An 18,502-nucleotide genomic window follows, 5' to 3' on the forward strand; every position below is an offset into this window, starting at 1 on the left:
CTCGACGACGAGGCACTGATACTCGGAAGGTGGCGGTGCGGTCTGACCCACGGAGAGAGGAGGCTATCACGCCTCCGCGATCCAGGCGCGGAGCTCGGATCCGAGGACCTTCGGCGCGCGGCGGAGCGCGGCGAGATCGGCGCTCCCGGTCAGGAGCATGACCGCGCGGAGCTCGTGCTCCACCGCCTCGAGGAACGCGAGCGCGCCGGCGCGACCTCCCGCGACGAGGGCCTGCAGCGCCGGCCGCGCGACGCCGGCCGCGGCGGCGCCGAGCGCGATCGCCCGCGCGACGTCGAGGCCGCGCGCGACGCCGCCGGTGGCGATGATGCTCTCGAAGCCGAGCGGCGCGAGGGCGCCGACCGACGCGGCGGTGGGGATCCCCCAGTCCCAGAGCGCTTCGCCGAGGGCGCGGGCGCGATCGTCGCTCGCCGCCTCGGCGCGCTTCGTCTCGACCGCGACCCAGGAGGTGCCGCCCGCGCCGGAGACGTCGACGTGGCGGACCCCCGCGCCGATGAGGCGGCGCCCGACGTGGCTCGAGATCCCGCAGCCCGTCTCTTTCACGACGACAGGGAAGGGGAGCTCGCGCACGAGGGTGGCGATCGTCTCGAGCCCGCCGCGGAAATCGCGATCGCCGCCCGGCTGCACGAGCTCCATCGCGGGGTTGAGATGAACGCAGAGCGCGTCGGCCTCGATGCCGCGGACGAGCGCGATCACCTCGTCGACCGTCATCGCGCGCGCTTGCACGACGCCGATGTTGCCGAGGACGAGCGTGGTCTTCGCCTCGCTGCGGACGCTGTACGAAGGGGCGGTCTCGCCGCGGACGTGCATCGCGCGCTGCGACCCGAGGCCGAAGCCGTAGCCGCGCTCCTCCGCGATGGAGGACAGCTCGCGGTTCACCTTCGCCGCGTCGTCGGTGCCGCCCGTCATCGCGGCGATCACGATCGGCGCGCGGAGCGTCTTGCCGAAGAGCGTCAGCGACGTGTCGATCGCGGCGTGGTCGAGATCCGGCAGCGCGTCGTGGACGAAGCGGACCTGCTCGAGGAGCGTGGTCTTCTCGCGGAAGGCGACCTCGTCGGTGGCGCAGAGCGCGAGGTGGTCCGCTTTTCGGCTGCCGATCGAGCTCATGGTCTACGCTTCAGAGTGCCGCCAAATTGTTCAAAGAAAACTGAAAGGTGCTGAATTTGAACGAGAATATTTCGAGAACGTTGATTGACAGGCGTCGGGGCCAACCCTAAGAAGCTGCGCGTCATGGTCCGCTGTCCACCTTCGACCATTCGCGCCCCGCGCGCGGCCGTTCGCCGAGTGGACCGTGGCACAAGGGGGCGTGAACGTCCATGCCTATACCTGTCGATGACGGCGCGCGAGACACACGGCGAGGACGCACGATGAGCGGGTTCGCGCAGCTCCTCGCCGACGTCCGCACGCGCGTCGACGCCGCGCTCGGCGACTGGCTCGCGCCGCGCGTCGCGTCGGCGGCGAGCATCAGCGCGGAGGTCGGGGCCGCGGCGGAGGCCGCGCGCGATCTCTCGCTCCGCGGCGGCAAGCGCCTCCGCGCCGCGCTCGTCGGCGTCGGCCACCAAGCCTTCGCGGGCGCCGCGCGGGACGACGTCGTGCCCGCGATGATCGCGATCGAGCTGCTCCAGACGTACCTCCTCATCCACGACGACTGGATGGACGACGACGACGTCCGGCGCGGCGGCCCCTCCGTGCACATGCTGCTCCGCAAGCGCTTCGGCTCGAAGGAGCTCGGCGACACGGGCGCCGTCCTCGCCGGCGATCTCGCGTCGGGCTGGGCGCAAGAGGCGCTCCTCTCCTGCGCGCCCGCCATCGCGCCCGAGCGCGTCCTCCGCGCCGCAAAGGCCTACGCCCGCATCAACATCGACGTCGTCACCGGCCAGCTCGCCGAAATGGGGATGGGGGCAGGTGCCGGGGCCCCAGAAGCGGCCGCGCAAGCGGGCGCGAAGCGCCCCGAGTCTTCGAGGGCCGTGTCTGGGGTGGGGGTGTCGGGGGCGAAGCCCCTGACGTTGGAAACCGTGCATGCGCTGAAGACGGCGAGCTACACCGTGACGGGGCCGCTCCTCGTGGGGGCGGCGCTCGGGGGCGCGGACGAGGCGAGCGCGGCCGGGCTCGAGCGCTACGGTCGTCCGCTCGGGATCGCGTTTCAGCTGCGTGACGATCTGCTCGGCACGTTCGGCGATCCGGTCGCGACGGGGAAGCCGGTCTGGAACGACATCCGGCAGGGCAAGCGCACCGCGCTCGTCGCCGAGCTCCTGCGCGACGAGGCCGGCGCGGCGGCGTGGGCGCACCGCGCGGACGTCGAGGGCGTCGTCCGCGCGATGGAGACCACCGGCGCGAAGGCGCGCGTCGAGGCGCGCGTGCGCGAGCTCTGCGACGAAGCGCGGGCCGCGCTCGACGCGCTCGCGCCGACGATCACGGAGCCGGGGCGGCTCGCGCTCGAGGGCGCGGTGCGGGCGCTCGGGGAGCGTGCATCATGAGCACCGCGCACGGCAAGGTCATCCTCTTCGGCGAGCACGCGGTCGTGTACGGCGTGCCGGCGATCGCGGTCGGCATCGATCGCGGCGCGCGCGCGTCGGTCACGCCGGCGACTTCGAGCCACGCCTCGCTCCGCGTCGGGGGATGGAACATCGTCGCGCGCGAAGGCGAGACCGAGACGCCGCTCGATCGCGCGTTCAACGGCGTCCTCGGCGCGACGCGCGCGGCGGGCGTCGCGGTGGGCGCGGTGCACGTCGACGCCGAGGCCGACCTCCCGCCCGGCGGCGGGCTCGGTTGCTCCGCCGCGCTCGGCGTGGCGGTCGCGCGTGCGCTCGATCCCGCCGCCGCGCCGGAGGACATCGCCGCGCGCGCCGACGCGTGGGAGCGCGTGTTCCACGGCAACCCGTCCGGCATCGACGCCGCGGTCTCGGCGATGGGCGGTTGCGTGCTGTTCCAGCGCGGCTCGCTCGAAGGTCAAGCGCGCGCGAGCATCCAGCGTATTCGCGTGCCCGGCGCGGTGCATCTCTGCATCGGCAACAGCGGGCAGGCGTCGAGCACGAAGTCGATGGTCGAAGCGGTCGCGCGCCTTCGCGAGCGCCGTCCCGAGACGACGCAGAAGGCGTTCGACGCGATCCACACGCTCGTGAAGAACGCGGCCCTCGCGCTCGCGGACGGCGATCGCCGCTCGATCGGTCAGCTCCTCGATCTCAACCAGATGCTCCTCTCCGGGCTCTTCGTGTCGACGCCCGAGATCGAGCAGATGTGCGGGGCGGCGCGCGCGGCCGGCGCGCTCGGCGCGAAGCTCACCGGCGGTGGCGGCGGCGGCTGCGTCGTCGCGCTCGTCGACGGGCCCGAGACCGGCGCGGCGGTGCTCGCGGCGTGGAAGAAGGACGGGTTCGACGGCTTCCAGACGACGTTCGGCGCGCCGCGGCGCCCGGCGCCGATCACGCTGGAGACGGCGCCATGACGAAGGCCGTCGCGATCGCGCATCCGAACATCGCGCTCTCGAAGTACTGGGGGAAGAAGCCGGGGGAGGCGAACGTCCCCGCGGTCCCGTCGCTCTCGGTGACGCTCGCGGGCCTCGCGACCACGACGAGCGTGACGTTCGACGACGCGCTCACCGCCGACGCGCTCACGATCAACGGCGCCGCCGCCGACGCCACGCGCGCGACGGAGCTCCTCGATCACGTGCGCGCCGCGGCGAAGATCCGCGCGCACGCGCGCGTCGTCTCGACCAACGATTTCCCGACCGCGAGCGGGCTCGCGTCGAGCGCCTCGGGCTTCGCCGCCCTCGCCGTCGCGGCCGTTCGCGCGGCCGGGCTCGACTGGCCGGCGGAGCGCGTCGCCGATCTCGCGCGCCGCTCCTCCGCGAGCGCGGCGCGCAGCCTCTTCGGCGGCTTCGTCGAGCTGGACGGCGACGTCGTGCGCGCCGTCGCGCCGTCGCGCCACGTCGATCTGCGCGTCCTCGTCTGCGTCACGACCGAAGCGGCGAAGGCGGTCTCGTCGCGCGCCGGCATGAACATCACCGCGGCGAAGAGCCCGTACTACGCGGGCTGGCTCGAGGCCGCGCCGCGCATCCATCGCGCGCTGAAAGAGGCGCTCCTCGCCGGCGATCTCCCGCGCGCCGGCGAGCTCGCGGAGGAGAGCGCGCTCGCGATGCACGCCTCCGCGTTCGCGGCCGGCGTCGTCTACGTCTCGGGCGCGACGCTCGACGCGTACGCGACGGTGAAGGCGCTGCGCGCCGACGGCATCGGCGCGTGGGCGACGATGGACGCGGGCCCGCACCTCAAGTGCCTCGTCGCGGCGCGCGACGCGGCGGCGGCGAAGGAGCGCCTCGCGAAGACGCCGGGGGTGCTCCGCGTGATCGAGGCCGCGCCGGGTGAAGGCGCGCGCGTCGTCGAGACGGAGCCTTCGAAATGAGGGTCTTCGCGCCCGGCAAGCTCGTGCTCACCGGCGCGTACGCCGTCCTCGCCGGCGCGCCCGCGGTCGCGATCGCGGTGAGCCGCGGCGCGTACGCCGACGCGTCACGCGCCGCGCTCGACGCGACGCCGGAGGTGCGCGCCGCGCTCGGCGAGGGCGTGCCCGCGCCGCACGTGGACGCGTCGGACATGTTCGTCGGGTCGCGGAAGCTCGGCCTCGGCGCGAGCGCGGCGATCCTCGTCGCGTCGCTCGCCGCGGTGACGACGCAGGCGACCTCCGACCTCGCCGATCCGCTCTTCCGCGACGACCTCTTCGCCCGCGCGAAGAAGGCGCACGCCGACGCGCAGGGCGGCGGCAGCGGCGTCGACATCGCGACGAGCATCCACGGCGGCGCGATCCAGTACACGATGAATCAGCCGATCCGTCGCGTCGCGATCCCGCGCGGCCTCGAGGTCGGGGTGTTCGCGTGCGCGACGAGCGCGCGTACGAGCGAGCTCCGCGCCGAGGTCGATCGCCTCGCGGCGACGAAGCCCGCGCGGCACGAGGCGCTCATGAGCGCCCTCGTCGCGATCGCGAACGACGGCGCCCGCGCCGCGCGCGACGGCGACGGCCCCGCGTTCGTGGACGCGCTCCGCCGCACCGCGCGCGCGCTCGCCGCGCTCGGCGAAGCGGCGCAGGTCGGCATCGTCCCGGATCGCTTCGACGAGCTCGAGGCGATCGCGGCGGCGGAGGAGGCGAGCTTCTCCGTCTCCGGCGCGGGCGGCGGCGACGTCGCGGTGTACGTCGGCGCGGCCGCGCCTTCCTCGAAGTTTCGCGAGCGCGCGCACGCGCTCGGCCTGTTTTCGCTCCCGCTCTCGCTCGACAACAAAGGAGTCAAGATCGTCCCCTCCATCGCGGTCTCTTCCGACCGCGTGTTGGGTGCATCCGAATCGACATGAAGACCCGCACCTCTTCTCTCCCCGGCTTCTACAAGGTCACCGTCGACGAGCGCCGCAACCTCGTGAGCGAGGCGACCGGCGTGTCCGCGACCGCGATCGCGACCGCGCTCGACGGTGGCGGCCTCAGCGCGGAGACGGCGGACAAGTTCGTCGAGAACGTGCTCGGCACGTACGGCCTTCCGTACGGCGTCACGCTGAACGTGCGCGTGAACGGGCAGGACCACGTCGCGCCGATGGTGGTCGAGGAGCCGAGCGTGGTCGCGGCCGCGTCGAACGCGGCGAAGATGGTGCGCGCTGGCGGCGGCTTCCAGGTGGAGGTCGATCCGCCGGTGATGATCAGCCAGGTGCAGATCATCGAGGTGAAGGACCGCGCCGCGGCGAAGGCGGCGATCCTCGCGGCGAAGGACGAGATCCTCGCGCGCGCGGACGCGGCGGTGAGCGGCCTCGTCGCGCGTGGCGGCGGCGCGCGCGGCCTCGAGGTGCGCGAGCTCGGCCAGCCCGAGGACGAGATGATCGTCGTGCACATCCTCGTCGACTGCCGCGACGCGATGGGCGCGAACCTGATCAACACGGTCGCCGAGGCGATCGCGGACCGTCTCGCCGCCCTCGCGAACGGCAAGGTCGGCCTCCGTATTCTCTCGAACCTCTGCGACAAGCGCTGCGTGCGCGTCCGCTGCCGCGTCCCGGCGAAGATGCTCGCGACCGACGACATGGACGGCGACGCGGTCATCGACGGCATCGTGAACGCCTCCCGCTTCGCGGAGCTCGATCCCTACCGCGCGGCGACGCACAACAAGGGCATCATGAACGGCATCGACTCGGTGGTGATCGCGACGGGCAACGACTGGCGCGCGGTCGAAGCCGGCGCGCACGCCTACGCGGCGCGGAGCGGGCAGTACTCACCGCTCTCGATCTGGCGTCGCGACGGCGACGCGCTGGTCGGCTTCCTCGAGCTCCCGCTCGCGCTGGGCACGGTCGGCGGCACGCTCCGCGTTCACCCGAGCGCACGTCTCTCGCTCGACATGATGGGTGTGACCGAAGCGGCGGATCTCTCCGCGGTCGCGGCGTCGGTGGGCCTCGCGTCGAACCTCGCCGCGGTCCGCGCGCTCGCGACGGACGGGATCCAGCGGGGCCACATGGCTCTCCATGCCCGCTCGGTGGCCCTCGCGGCCGGCGCGTCGGGCGCGGACGTCGAGAGGGTCGCCGCCCTCATCGTCGAGGCACGCGACATCACGATCGAAGCGGCACGACGCGCGCTCGGGGCAAAGGCCCCGTTCTTCCCCCACTCGGGCTCGGGCCCTGTCTCCGGCCTATCCAGCTCCACGCGCGACACTACGCGCGTGGAGGGCGAGACGGCTGTAGGAGAGTAGGGCTCACACCGCCGGCTTCTCGATCTCCGGCGGTTTCATCGCGCCGATAGGTCCGGCGCTTCTCGTCGCCGGCATGTCCCGGCGCTTCTCGTCGCCGGTATGTCCCGGCGCTTCTCGTCGCCGGTGCAAGGCCGGCTTCATCGCGCCGGTATGTCCCGGCGGTCACGCGACCGGCGTAAGCCGGCGGTGGCTTGGTCAGCCGTTGACGGGGACCTCGTCCTCGACCTGGAGGTGGGGGTCGATCGCGTCCTTGCCGCTCGGGACCGGGGGGTTGAACTCACGGTCCAGCTCCGGCGCGTCGAGGCCCGGCGTGATCTGGGCGGGGTCCGGCGGCGCCTCGTCCGAGATGTCGGCGCTGAACGGCGTCTGCGGGGCGCCGCGCGACTGAGTGACCGGAGCCGGAGCGGGCTGCGGGTCCTCGATGCCCGTCGCACATCCCGTCGCACCAACCGCCATGAGACCCACCACTGCAGCGAAGAGGAAACGATTCATTGCCAGCCTCCACACACCTTCGAGCTACCTACACTTGTCGACAACGCGTCCGTCTTCAGCGTCGTCCGAGGCCAGTCGCTCTGGCCACTTTTTTACAGAACCACGAGCATGGCGACGATCACAAGCGTCTCAAGAGCTCGCTCGAAAATAGGTGTGAGATCACCATGCGTTTGCATCCCGTTCCCGTGATCGAACCAAGATCCGGAGCGCGTGTGTGCTCTCAAGAGTTCCGCGCCCTTCGATAAGCGGATCATGAACTCCCCGGATCAACGGCGAACCACGCGAGATCGGAGAGCATTTCCACTCTCGAGCTCGTTCGCACCCCCGCGACGACACACCTCGCACGCCTCCCGCACGCGTCCGCTCGCATCCGCATGCGTCAGAGCGCGGTTTTTTCCGCGTCATAGCGCGCTTTTCCCAGCGCGCGTGCTCCGCGCCGCGCGTGCTCCGCGCCTGCAGCGCCGTGCTTGTTTGTGACAAATGCACAACTCAGGTTGTGTAAATGCACAATCTGGGTTGTGTAAATGCACAATCTGGGTTGTGTAAATGCACAATCTGGGTTGTGCAAAAAGCACAACTCGGGTTGTGGAGATGGGAGCGCGCGAGCGGGGGATGCGCAGCTCGGGTTGGGGCCGAGTCGAGTCGTGGGAGCGTGCGGTTCAGTTGTGGGATGAGGAGGTGGCGGTCGAGGTTGCGCCTTGCGTCTTGAGTGCGCTGGCGACGATGGCGATGAGGGCCTCCGAGAGGGTGTCGCGGAGGGAGTCGGCGGTGGGGGTGTGGTTCTTCGTGTCTTGGTCGAGGCAGGCTTCGACCCAGGCGATGCTGGCGCTCTCCACGAGGCCGATCCAGCCGCGGAGCGCGATGTCGAGCAGCGTTCCCTTCGTGTCGGCGACGTTCGGGAAGAGCTCGCCGAGGCCGCTGCGAAGGAGGTTCAGGAGCGCGTCGCGTGTCTCGTCGATGATCTCCGTGATCTCGCGGTCGGCGCCGATGCCGCTCCGCATGAGGGTCGCGAACGCGACGCCGTGCACGCGGACGTACTCGAGGTAGCGGTCGATCGCGGCGCGGAGCTGCTCGAACGGGGTCCCCTCCGCCGGCGCCTCGATCTGGTTAACCACCCGCGTCGCGCCCTCGCGGACGCAGGCGATGTAGAATGCACGCTTCGTCGGGAAGTAGTGATAGACGAGGCCCTTCGAGATGCCGGCCGCCTGGGCGATCGCGTCGATCGAGACCTCGTCGTAGGGACGGGAGCCGAACTCGGCGAGGCCCAGCTCTACGAGCTGCGATCGTCGTTCGTCGACGTCGAGCCGCACCCGCGTCTTCGTCTTGCGCCCCGAGGTCGTCATTCGCTTCGAGCATACGCGAGTCGCAATTGACTCAGGTTCAATAGGCGCTATGTTCTATTGAACAGGAGTCAACAAGCCATGGCAGCCGCGACAAGCCCGGGTTTTACGACGAAACGAGGCCTCAAGGTGCGCGCGCCGAAGCTCGCGTTCGAGGGGACGTCGAAGCGCTGGATGGCGAACAGCCGCGCCGCCACCCACATCGCGAACGGGGTGAACCTGCTCTTTCCCGCCGGCGAGCGCTTCTTCATCCGGAGCGTGCGGCACTACCTCGATCGCATCACGCCCGAGCTCGCGGCCGAGGTGCGCGGCTTCTTCGGGCAGGAGGGGCGCCACGCGTACGCGCACGAGCGCTTCTTCGACACGCTCCGCGCGCAGGGCTACGACATCGACTCGATCCTCCGCCGCTACGAGCGCGTCGCGTACGACGGCATCGAGAAGGTCTCGCCGGCGGTGCTCTGCCTCTCCGTGACCGTCGCCCTCGAGCACTTCACCGCCATCCTCGCGGAAGACGCGCTCTCGACCGACGAGCTGGGGCACGCCGACACCGAGGTGCGGCGGCTGATGGAGTGGCACGCGGTCGAGGAGCTCGAACACAAGGCCGTCGCATTCGACGTCCTCAAGCAGGTCGCGCCGGGCTACGGCATTCGCGTCGCGGGGATGGTGTTCGCGACGATCGTGCTGAGCGGCTTCTGGCTCTTCGCGACGCGCGAGCTCCTCGCGCAAGACGGCTCGTCGCTGCGTGAGGCCGCGCGCGAGCTCGAGGAGCTCCGCAAGGAGGCCGAGCGCCTCGCGAAGGAGAGCGGCCGGCAGACGGCGCTCGCCCAGCCGATCGCGACAGGCGTGTTCCTCCGCGGTATTCGCGAGTACCTCCGGCCGGGCTTCCACCCGAACGATCGCGATCACCGCGCGCTCATCGCCTCGACGCTCGAACGCCTCAATCGCGAAGGCGTCGTCTGAGGTCACGGTTCGTTCAACGTCGGGGCTTCGCCCCGACACCCCACCCAGACGCGGTTCAACGTCGGGGCTTCGCCCCGACACCCCACCCCAGACACCTTCAACGTCGGGGCTTCGCCCCGCCACCCCACCCCAGACACGGCCCTCGCGCTTCGCGCTCGGGGCGCTTCGCGCCCGCTTGCGCGGCCGCTTCTGGGGCCCCGGGCGGGACCCCCGCGTCGATGCGGCGTCGAGCGGCGACGCGAGGTGCAAGGTGCAAGGTGCAAGGGGCAAGGGGCGATGACGGCGGGGACGTGTATGCGCGTATGATCGTGGGATGTCGGTCGAGTACTTCGTCGCGTTGCGGTCGGTGTTGCCGGCGCGGGATGGTGGTTGGAGCTTCGATGTCGGGGCTGTCTCGATTCATGTCCTCGATGACGAGGAGCTGCTCGGGGTCCTCGCGGACGAGGTCGCCGGTGTCTCCGCCGGGCTCGTCTTCAGCGGGCGCTCCGCGGCTGCCGACATGACGCTCGGGCTCGCTCGCGTCGTGGCTCGTCTGCTCGGCGGCGCGGTCTTCTACGAAGACGGGCCCGAGCTGGTCGAGACGTTCGAGGCGCCATCGAGCCCTCCCGACGCCGCGACCGTGGAGCAGGCCATGCGGACCTGGCTCGCCGAGGACGAAGCGCGACGCGCCACCGACCACGCTGCCGCGAAGGCCGCGTGGGTCGAACGCATGAAGAAGGGCAATCCGGACGACGTCTTCTGACCGAGAGACCGAGAGACCGAGCGACCGAGCACGAGACCGAGCACGAGACCGAGCATGAGCGTCAGGCGTCGCGGGCGAGGCGGTCGGCGCGCTTGAGGATCGTCGGGAGGCGATGCGGGCCGTGCATCCGCGTGACGTGCGCGGTCGCGGTCTGGAGGTCCATCCCCGCCGCCGTGACGAACAGCGGGCGCGCGCTGCCGCCGCGCACGACCGCGGCGGCGCGATCGTTGTCCCGGAACGGCGTCTTCGCGACGCCGACGATCGGGACCGCGCCGCCGAGCGCGTCGTGAAGGCGCGCGCCGAGGCCGGGGCGCGCGCCGCCGAGCCAGACGTAGCCGTCGATCACGACGACGCTCGCGTCCGAGGAGGCGGCCGCGAGCGCCGCGAGCGCGGCGAGGATCCCCGGCAGCTCGCGGCGGTAGAACTCGCCCGGCGCGTAGGGCGCGGGCGCGTGGGGGGAGCGGACGACCCGCTCGATCGCGGGCGTCGCGTCGGTCCAGTCGCGGACGCCGACGATGGCCGTGACGGCCTCGTGGTCCCGGTAATCGGCGTCGACGCAGGCGATGAGCTTCATTCGGGCGCGTCCTCGCCGTTAAGCGTCGCAGGGCTACATGAATCGGAAAAGACTGCTCATCGTCGACGACGAGAAGCTCGTCCATGACGTCATCGGGCGCGCGCTCCGCCGCCGGATCGACATCGTCCACGAGCTGAGCGCGGAGGAGGCGCTCGAGCACCTCGCGATCGAGCTCGAAGGCGGCGCCTTCGACGTCGTCCTCCTCGACGTGTGCATGCCCGGCGTGCCCGACGGCATCGACTTCTTCCGCTACATCCAGCGCATCGACGCCGGACGGCGACCGCCCGTGATCTTCATGACGGGCGACGATCGCATCGCGTCGACGCTCGGCGGGACGATGAAGACGCGCTGCCTCGCGAAGCCGTTCTCCATCGGTGAGCTCCGGGAGGCGCTCGGCGCGTTCCTCACGCCGGTCAGCGACGTGCCATGCGCGTCGTAGCGCCGACGTTGCCGCGCCACCCGTCGACCGAGATCCGCCGCGTCGCCGACCGAGGCTCGGAGCCGCTCGTCGACGGTCGCTATCGCGTCCTCGACCGCATCGCGCAGGGCGGGATGGGCGTCGTGTACCGCGCCGAAGACGTGATGCTCCAGCGCCTCGCCGCGCTCAAGGTCATCGATCCGCGCTTCGCGCAGTCGACCTCGCTCGTGCAGCAGTTCCACCGCGAAGCCCGCGCCCTCGCGCGTCTCCGTCACGACAACGTGGTCCAGATCTACGCGTTCGGCGCGAGCGGCCGCTCGTACTTCTTCGCGATGGAGTACGTCGAAGGCGAGAACCTCGACGCCGTCATCGAGCGGTGCCGGAGCGAGGACACCTGGCTCCCGCTCGACCACGTGCTCGCGATCCTGCGCAAGGTCGCGGGCGGGCTCGGGGCCGCGCACGAACGGCACGTCACCCACCGCGACGTGAAGCCCGCGAACATCGTGATCGAGCGCGAGACGGGGCGGCCCGTGCTCGTCGACTTCGGCATCGCGCGACGGGCCGGCGACACGCACGCCGGCGAGGTCGCCGGCACGCCCGCGTACATGGCGCCGGAGCAGATCCGCAACGACGTGGACCTCATCGGACCCCGCTCCGACGTGTACGCGCTCGCGTGCACAGCCTACGAGATGATCGCGCGCCGTCCGCCGTTCGACGGCGAGCATCCGCAGTCGATGATCTTCGCGCACCTCGATCGGCCGCCGCCGCCGCTCTCCGGCTTTCGTCCGTCCTGTGCCGGGCTCGACGCCGTGTTCGCGCGCGCGCTCGCGAAGCACCCCGCCGATCGCCACGCGAGCTGCACCGCCTTCGTCGGCGACCTCGAGGCCGCGGCGGCGTGGACGCCTCCCGTCGCGAAGGAGCCCCGCGCCGCCGCCGACGTGATCGTCCTCGCCTCCGACGAAGGGATCCGCCGCATCGTCGTCCGCGAGGCCGCGCGCTCGCTGAAGGACGCCGGTCGCGCGACCGACGTCGCCTGCGTGTCGGCGACGGACGAGCTCCTCGCGGCGCTCGCGGCGCGCGCGCCGGCGGCGGTGGTGCTCGATGACGCGGGGGCGACGGTGACGATCGCGCGCCGTCTCCGCGCGCTCGCGCCCGGTACCGGCATCGTCGTCCTCACGCGCGACATGCTCGCGGAGCGCGCGGTGTGGTCGGAGCTCGACGCGCGCCGCGTCGCGAAGCCGCTCAGCTCCCGCGCGCTCGCCGCCACCCTCGACGCGATCCTCGCGCGCCGATGACGTGCTACGACGCGGCGATGCGCTGGTCGCTCGCCGTCGCCCTGCTCGCGTGCACGCCGGCGCCGACCACGCCGCGAGAGATCGCGGTCGCGAACGAGCGGAAATCGACAAACAAGATAAATGCGCCTAACATGCCAAGCGAGTCCGACGACGAAGGCACGCCGTACGAAGGCGGCGAGGTCGTGGAGCGCGGCGACACGAAGGTCCTCGACGCGCGCGCGCTCTTCCGCGATCGCGACGGCGGCATGCGCGTCCGCGAGCTCCATCCTCGCGAGACGCACGGGACCGAGCAGCGTCCGATCCGCCTCACGCTCGGCGATCGCGTGATCTACGGCGCGTGGGACGTGCGATGGGGCGGCGTGCGCGAAGGCCTCGTCCGCCTCGAGGCGCGGCGCCGCGGCGAGCTCGTCTCCGAGTGGGGGACGTCGACCGACGAGCGCGTCGCCGGTGTGGACGTCGAGACGAAGAACAAGCTGTTCACGTTCCAGGTCCGTCTCGTCGCGACGACCGGGCGCCTCGATCGCGGCGACGGCGCGATCGAGATCACCGGACGCGAGAGCGACCTCGCGCGACCGGCCGCGTACGGCCGCGCGATCGGGCTCGGCGTCTACGCGTTCCCGGACGGCCTCCGCGTCCACTTCGATCGCGGCGACGGATGCGACTTCGATCCTTCCGCGCCGTGTCCGTTCGGCGGCACCTGGAGCGCGACGGCGGCGCTCGGCGAGCAGGAGGCCCGCGTCGTGCTGAGCGCGAAGCTCACGAAGCTCCTCGGTCGCACGATCGAGCTCTCCCGCGGCGGCGCCTTCGTCGTGCGGAGGTAGCTCGACGGAGCTCGGCTCAGGGCGGCGTCGTCGACGTGCCCGGGATCGCCGACGCCGAGAAGCGGTACAGCGCGTGCGTCGTGATCGCCGACTTGATCGTCCGCTTGTAGACCGGCGGATCGTAGTTGTAGCCCTCGTCCGCGATCCCATCGATCCACGCGTTCACCGCCGCGGTCGGGTCCGCGTCCGGATCCGCGAGACGCGCGGCGCGGTAGCGATCGGTCGCCGCCTTGTAGTTCGCCCAGTCGGCGCGGACCGCGAGCTTGTACGCGACGAAGAGGATGCCGTCCTCGAGGCTGCGGAAGACGATGTAGTCGTTGCCGACGTCCCACGCGGGCTGGCACGTCAGCGTGTACTTCCCGCGTCCCCCCGCGGAGCCGGCGGACACGAACTTGTAGCCGAACGAGTTGTTCGCGTAGAGCGCGGTCCGCGTGTAGCCGAAGCCGCCCTCGATCGCGGCCATCGCGAGGATCGCGGAGGCGGGGACGCCGTACGTGCGCTCCGCCTTCAGCGCCGAGAGCCCCGCCTTCTTGAGGAACGCCTCCTTCTCCGCCGGCGTGGGGTGGCCGGGCTGGGGCGCGTAGCAGTCCCAGCTCGTGGCCGCCGACGTCGTCTCGCCCATGTCTTCCACGTCTTCGTCGATCGGCGCGCACGCCGCGCACGTGAAAGCGAACAGCAGGAAACCAACACCGCGCAGATGTTTCATCCCAACCTCCCGCCGTGTGCGAGAGCGAGGGACATGCCGACCGCCGTCAGCGGAAAGAGTCGGCGTTCGAAGCTCGCGCGGACGATCCTTCGCGTCTCATCTCTGCCAGCGTCCCGCACTGCTGACTCGAGACCTCTCCAACCGAGGCGAAAAGGACGCAACTCACGCCGCGCGGCGCTCGGCGACGAGCTCGAGGATCGCGTCGGCGGCGGCGAGCGGGCCGTCGACCTTCGCGTACGAGTCGCGGACGCGGCGGGCGCCGTCGCGGAAGCGCGCGTCGCCGAGGATCCTCTTCGCGAGGTCCGCGATCGCCGGCGACGTCGCGTCGCGCATCGCGATGCGCGCCCCCGCGCCGTGCCGCTCGACGAGCTGTCCGTTGAAGTCCTGCTCCGGCTGGAGCGGGATCGTGATGAGCGGCGTGCCGGCGGCCATCGCGCACTGCACGCTGCCTTGCCCGCCGGCGGTGACGGCGAGGTCGACCTTTGGCATCACGAGGTGGCTCGGCAGGACCTGCTCGACGAGGACGTCGTCGCCCGCGAGATCGCCGACGTCGTGCACCGTCCCCGCGACGAGCAGGCGCGCGCCGGAGGAGCGAAGCGCGGAGACGACGCCGCGCACCTCCTCGGTGAGGCTCGAGGTGATCGCGACGTAGGCGACGGGCCCGCCGCCGTCGAGGAAACGTGTCACCCGCTCCGGCACCGGTCGATCGATCTGCGCGAAGATCGGCCCCGCGTAGCGAAGGCGCGTCGACGCGCGGTAGCCGGCGCCCGCCGGCCGCCAGCGGTCCATCACCTCGGCCGGGACGCCGAGCACGTCCGGCGTGTCCGGCACGAGCGTGAGATCGGAGAGGAGGAGCGCGGCGAAGCTCGGCACATCCTCGACGCCGAGCTCCTTCGCGACGCGGTTGAAGCCCGCGCAGTAGAACTTCAGCTTGTTCATCCCGACGTTGTTGAACGCGCGGAGCAGGAAGGTGGGGAGGAAGCGAATGCCCGGGACCATCTGGGTGAGGAACGGCTCGATCATCTTGCGCTCCCACACCGGCGGGACGAACGAGCCCGCGTGCTCCGTGACGAGCGGGATCTCCGCGAGCCGCGTCGAGAGCAGCGTCGTCAGCGTGAAGCCGGTCACCGCGACGCCGACGTCGTTCTCGCGGAAGAAGCGCGCCTCGGCCTCGGCGTAGGCGCGGATCTCGGCGTCGGTCCACATGCTCTGGTTGGGCGGCCCCATCCCCGCGCCCATGCGGACGAGCTCCTTGCAGCGCTCGTTCGTGAGCCGCGTCCCCACCACCGTGTAGCGAACGCCCTCGGCCTTCAGGAGCTCCTCGTGCGTCCCGCCGTGCGTCGCGACGCACACGTCCGCGCCGCGGGCGAGGAGCGCGCGCCGGATCGCGAGCATGCGCGTCGTCTCGGAGAGGTAGGCGCAGTGGGGGAGGAGACAGATTTTCTGGCGGGCCATGACAATACGTAATATATTACATAAATCGAACGCCCCGCAACGCCCGCCGACGTCCTCACGCCGGAGGAAGCAGAGACGCTCGGCCCCGAGCGCGCCGAGATCGTCCGTACCTTCCGGCGCTTGCACCACATCGGGCAGCAGCTCCGCTTCCTCGCCGACACGCTCTACCGCGCCGACGGCATCACCGCGCAGCAGGCGATGCTCCTCAGCACCGTCGATCTCCTCGGCGCGCCGACGCTCGGCGAGGCGGCGGCGACGATGGCGACGAGCCACCAGAACGTGAAGCAGCTCGTGACGTCGCTCGAGGGCAAGGGGTTCCTCACCATCGCGCAGGACGCCGCCGACGCGCGCGTTCGCCGGCTGAAGACGACGGCGAAGAGCCGCCGCTACTGGGCCGCGCGCGACGGCGCGGACATCGACGTCGTCGTGACGTGGTTCGATCGCCTGAGCGCGCGCGAGATCGGCGACCTCTCGCGCCTCCTCGCGAAGCTGCACCCCGGCATCGTCCAGGCCGCGAAGCGCCAGCGATCGCCGTAGAGCGAGGTCGCCGCGAAGCGTCAGCGATCGCCGTAGAGCGAGAGGTAGCGATCGAGCATTCGCTCCTCGGCGAAGCGGCGGAGGGCGAACGCGCGGGCGGCCTCGCCGAGCCTGCGTCGCCGCGACTCGTCGTCCGCGAGCTCCTGGACCGCGCCGCGCAGCGCCGCCGCGTCGCCGCTCGGGACGAGGAGGCCGGTGTCGCTCGGCACGACGTCGGGAATGCCGCCGACCGCGGTCGCGACGATCGGGAGCTCCGTCGCCATCGCCTCCGCGATCACGAGCGGGAGCCCTTCGTTCTTCGACGAGAGCGCGAACACGTCGAACGACGCGAGCAGCCGCGGGACGTCGGGGCGCGCGCCGGTGAGGGTGACGAACGGGCGCGCGGCGGGGTCGATCGCGGCCTCGATCGCGCCGCGCGTGCCGCCCTCGCCGACGATGACGAGACGGAACCGATCGGAGACGACCGGCGCGAGGGAGCGAACGAGGTGCGGGTAGTCCTTCTCCTCGACGAGGCGCCCCACCGTGCCGACGACGAACGCGTCGGGTGGGATGCCGAGCTCGGCGCGGATCGCCGCGCGCGCCTCCGCGTCGGGGCGGAACTTGCCGAGCGGGATCCCGTTCTCGATGACGGTGAGCCGCCCGCGCGGCGGACGCTCTTCGCGCGCCGCGATGTCCGCGGTGTCCTGCGCCACCGCGACGAAGTGGTGGGCGCACCGCGCGCCGACGCGGGCGAGGCGGAGCGCGTTCTTCGTGTACGGGATGTGCCCGTGCCGCGTGTGGACGATGCGCGGCACGCGGGCGAGGCGCGCGGCGGGCGCGGCGTAGGAGAGCGGCGCCGCGTTGTGCGTGTGCACGACGTCGGGGCGGAGCCGGCGGAAGAGGCGGAAGAGGCGCGCGTAGAGGGTGGGATCGAAGCCGTCGCGGCGGACGACGTCGTGGATCGGGAGCGGCGCGACCTCGGAGCGGAGCGCGCCGCCGCCGGTCAGGGTGACGACGTGGACGTCGTGGCCGCGCTCGCGGAGCGCCTGGCACATCCGGACGAGCAGGCGCTCCTGCCCGCCGATGTCGAGCGAGAGCACCACCTCCGCGATTCGCATCTCGCTACGGCGCCGCCCTTACCACGAGATGCCGCGGTAGTTCTTCTCGCTCGTCTGAGGCCCGAAGGCGCGCACGAGGTCGATGAGGATCTGCTCGTCGGCGAGCTGATCGCGGATGGTGCGGAACTCGGCCGAGCCGTTGCCGATGACGACCGTCTCCGAGCTCTTGAGGACGTCCGCGACGGTGGGCTTCATCATCGTCCAGATGTGCGGGATCTCCTTCTCGATGTACTCCTTGTTCGCGCCCATGACGCGGCTCTCGGAGATGTCGCGGTCGTAGATCGAGAGCTGGATCCCCTTGCCGATCAGGTACTCGACGAGGGTGACCATCGGCGACTCGCGGAGGTCGTCGGTGCCCGCCTTGAAGGTCATGCCGAGGACGCCGACCTTCTTGTGGCCCGTCGCCATGACCATCTTGAAGGCGCGCTGCACCTGCTGGTTGTTGCTCTCGAGCGTGGCGCGGAGGATCGGGACGTCGATGTCGGCCTGCTTCGCGCGGTAGACCATCGCGCGGAGGTCCTTCGGGAGGCAGGAGCCGCCGAACGCGAAGCCCGGCTTCATGTACGCGGGCGAGATGTTCAGCTTCCGGTCCTCGCAGACGATGCGCATGACCTCGTGGCTGTCGACGCCGACCGCCTTGCAGATGTTTCCGATCTCGTTCGCGAACCCGACCTTGAGGCCGTGGAAGCAGTTGCAGACGTACTTCACCATCTCCGCGACGCGGAGGGCGGTCACGAAGACCGGCGCCTCGATGCTCTGGTAGAGCCCCTTCACGACCTCGACCGAGGCGGGATCATCGCCGCCGATGAGCGTGAACGGCGGATCGTAGAAGTCCTTCACGCTGCTGCCTTCGCGGAGGAACTCGGGGTTCGAGCACACCGCGAAGCCCTCGCCGTGCTTCTTCCCCGACGCCTTCTCGAGGGTCGGGATGACGAGGTCGTAGTTGGTGCCGGGGAGCACGGTCGAGCGGATGACGACGACGTGCGGCGTCGACTTCTTCGCGATCGCTTCGCCGATCTCCTCGCACACGCGCTCGACGTACTTCAGCTCGAGGCTCGCGTTGTCGCGGCTCGGAGTGCCGACGCAGACGAGGCTCACCTCGGTCTCCATCACCGCATCGCGGGAGCTCGTCGTCGCGCTGAGGCGGCCGGCGGCGCGCGTCTCGGCGACCATCTCGGTGATGCCCGCCTCGAGGATGGTCGGCTTGCCCGAGTTGACGAGGTCGACCTTGCTCTGGCTCACGTCGACGCCGATGACGCGATGGCCCTCCTTCGCGAAGCAGGCGGCAGACACGCATCCGACGTAACCGAGACCGAAGACGCTGATGGCGGACATGAAGCTCCC

General features: G+C 71.2%; 20 protein-coding genes. 11 read left to right on the forward strand and 9 right to left on the reverse strand.

Annotated elements, in window-relative coordinates; genetic code table 11:
• Positions 1-66 precede the first annotated feature (66 nt).
• Entirely contained in the window at positions 67-1,125 is a 1,059-nt protein-coding gene (gene fni / locus KF837_33675) for a type 2 isopentenyl-diphosphate Delta-isomerase (protein MBX3232326.1), read from the reverse strand.
• A gap of 260 nt (positions 1,126-1,385) precedes the next feature.
• Here fni and KF837_33680 point away from each other — a divergent pair, with 260 nt between their 5' ends.
• Genes KF837_33680 through KF837_33700 form a run of 5 tightly spaced genes read left to right on the forward strand, consistent with a single transcriptional unit; the run spans position 1,386 to position 6,721 of the window.
• Positions 1,386-2,495, forward strand: a complete 1,110-nt coding sequence (locus KF837_33680; GenBank protein MBX3232327.1) for a polyprenyl synthetase family protein — start codon at positions 1,386-1,388, stop codon at positions 2,493-2,495.
• The gene (mvk, locus tag KF837_33685; GenBank protein ID MBX3232328.1) at positions 2,492-3,460 is read left to right on the forward strand and encodes a mevalonate kinase; all 969 of its coding nucleotides are present in this window, start codon (positions 2,492-2,494) and stop codon (positions 3,458-3,460) included. The genes KF837_33680 and mvk overlap by 4 nt, the downstream gene beginning before the upstream one ends.
• The gene (gene mvaD / locus KF837_33690; protein ID MBX3232329.1) at positions 3,457-4,413 is read left to right on the forward strand and encodes a diphosphomevalonate decarboxylase; all 957 of its coding nucleotides are present in this window, start codon (positions 3,457-3,459) and stop codon (positions 4,411-4,413) included. Before mvk ends, mvaD begins: the two co-directional genes overlap by 4 nt.
• Positions 4,410-5,351: a hypothetical protein gene (locus tag KF837_33695; protein MBX3232330.1), complete on the forward strand. Its 942-nt coding sequence runs from the start codon at positions 4,410-4,412 to the stop codon at positions 5,349-5,351. The genes mvaD and KF837_33695 overlap by 4 nt, the downstream gene beginning before the upstream one ends.
• On the forward strand, positions 5,348-6,721 hold the full coding sequence (locus tag KF837_33700) for a hydroxymethylglutaryl-CoA reductase, degradative (GenBank protein ID MBX3232331.1): 1,374 nt from the start codon (positions 5,348-5,350) through the stop codon (positions 6,719-6,721). Before KF837_33695 ends, KF837_33700 begins: the two co-directional genes overlap by 4 nt.
• Before the next feature lie 3 nt (positions 6,722-6,724).
• Here the strand turns inward: KF837_33700 and KF837_33705 are convergent, their stop codons facing one another.
• The 3 genes from KF837_33705 to KF837_33715 all read right to left on the reverse strand — a co-directional run bounded on the left by KF837_33705 (position 6,725) and on the right by KF837_33715 (position 8,556).
• Positions 6,725-6,862 (reverse strand): hypothetical protein, encoded by a 138-nt coding sequence (locus KF837_33705; protein MBX3232332.1) that lies wholly within the window; start codon positions 6,860-6,862, stop codon positions 6,725-6,727.
• Between the two features lie 54 nt (positions 6,863-6,916).
• Entirely contained in the window at positions 6,917-7,177 is a 261-nt protein-coding gene (locus tag KF837_33710; GenBank protein ID MBX3232333.1) for a hypothetical protein, read from the reverse strand.
• Positions 7,178-7,872: 695 nt separating this feature from the next.
• Positions 7,873-8,556, reverse strand: a complete 684-nt coding sequence (locus tag KF837_33715; protein MBX3232334.1) for a TetR/AcrR family transcriptional regulator — start codon at positions 8,554-8,556, stop codon at positions 7,873-7,875.
• Positions 8,557-8,634: 78 nt separating this feature from the next.
• Between KF837_33715 and KF837_33720 the strand changes: the two genes are divergently transcribed.
• Positions 8,635-9,513 carry a metal-dependent hydrolase gene (locus tag KF837_33720; GenBank protein ID MBX3232335.1) on the forward strand — a complete coding sequence of 293 codons (879 nt, stop codon included), beginning with the start codon at positions 8,635-8,637 and terminating at the stop codon, positions 9,511-9,513.
• A 313-nt stretch (positions 9,514-9,826) separates the two neighbouring features.
• On the forward strand, positions 9,827-10,255 hold the full coding sequence (locus tag KF837_33725; protein MBX3232336.1) for a hypothetical protein: 429 nt from the start codon (positions 9,827-9,829) through the stop codon (positions 10,253-10,255).
• A 61-nt stretch (positions 10,256-10,316) separates the two neighbouring features.
• Here KF837_33725 and KF837_33730 read toward each other — a convergent pair whose 3' ends face one another.
• The gene (locus tag KF837_33730) at positions 10,317-10,829 is read right to left on the reverse strand and encodes an endonuclease V (protein ID MBX3232337.1); all 513 of its coding nucleotides are present in this window, start codon (positions 10,827-10,829) and stop codon (positions 10,317-10,319) included.
• Positions 10,830-10,866: 37 nt separating this feature from the next.
• On the opposite strand from KF837_33730, the gene KF837_33735 reads away from it, so the two are divergent.
• From KF837_33735 to KF837_33745, 3 genes are read left to right on the forward strand one after another with little or no spacing between them, the layout of a single operon-like run.
• Entirely contained in the window at positions 10,867-11,268 is a 402-nt protein-coding gene (locus KF837_33735) for a response regulator (GenBank protein MBX3232338.1), read from the forward strand.
• Positions 11,256-12,542, forward strand: coding sequence for a serine/threonine protein kinase (locus KF837_33740; GenBank protein MBX3232339.1), 1,287 nt, complete (start codon positions 11,256-11,258; stop codon positions 12,540-12,542). The genes KF837_33735 and KF837_33740 overlap by 13 nt, the downstream gene beginning before the upstream one ends.
• Positions 12,539-13,363: a hypothetical protein gene (locus KF837_33745; protein ID MBX3232340.1), complete on the forward strand. Its 825-nt coding sequence runs from the start codon at positions 12,539-12,541 to the stop codon at positions 13,361-13,363. The genes KF837_33740 and KF837_33745 overlap by 4 nt, the downstream gene beginning before the upstream one ends.
• Positions 13,364-13,379: 16 nt before the next feature.
• Here KF837_33745 and KF837_33750 read toward each other — a convergent pair whose 3' ends face one another.
• A complete protein-coding gene (locus tag KF837_33750) occupies positions 13,380-14,069 on the reverse strand; it encodes a glucosaminidase domain-containing protein (GenBank protein MBX3232341.1) in 690 nt (229 codons plus the stop codon).
• A 162-nt stretch (positions 14,070-14,231) separates the two neighbouring features.
• A complete protein-coding gene (locus KF837_33755) occupies positions 14,232-15,524 on the reverse strand; it encodes a hypothetical protein (protein MBX3232342.1) in 1,293 nt (430 codons plus the stop codon).
• Positions 15,525-15,644: 120 nt separating this feature from the next.
• Between KF837_33755 and KF837_33760 the strand changes: the two genes are divergently transcribed.
• The gene (locus KF837_33760) at positions 15,645-16,061 is read left to right on the forward strand and encodes a winged helix-turn-helix transcriptional regulator (protein MBX3232343.1); all 417 of its coding nucleotides are present in this window, start codon (positions 15,645-15,647) and stop codon (positions 16,059-16,061) included.
• Between the two features lie 20 nt (positions 16,062-16,081).
• On the opposite strand, the gene KF837_33765 is transcribed toward KF837_33760, so the two are convergent.
• Both KF837_33765 and KF837_33770 read right to left on the reverse strand, forming a co-directional pair.
• Positions 16,082-17,158 (reverse strand): glycosyltransferase, encoded by a 1,077-nt coding sequence (locus KF837_33765; GenBank protein ID MBX3232344.1) that lies wholly within the window; start codon positions 17,156-17,158, stop codon positions 16,082-16,084.
• Between the two features lie 18 nt (positions 17,159-17,176).
• Entirely contained in the window at positions 17,177-18,493 is a 1,317-nt protein-coding gene (locus tag KF837_33770) for a UDP-glucose/GDP-mannose dehydrogenase family protein (protein MBX3232345.1), read from the reverse strand.
• Positions 18,494-18,502: the final 9 nt, after the last annotated feature.

The sequence above is a fragment of the Labilithrix sp. genome (assembly GCA_019637155.1).
In the GTDB taxonomy this organism is placed as follows: domain Bacteria; phylum Myxococcota_A; class Polyangia; order Polyangiales; family Polyangiaceae; genus Labilithrix.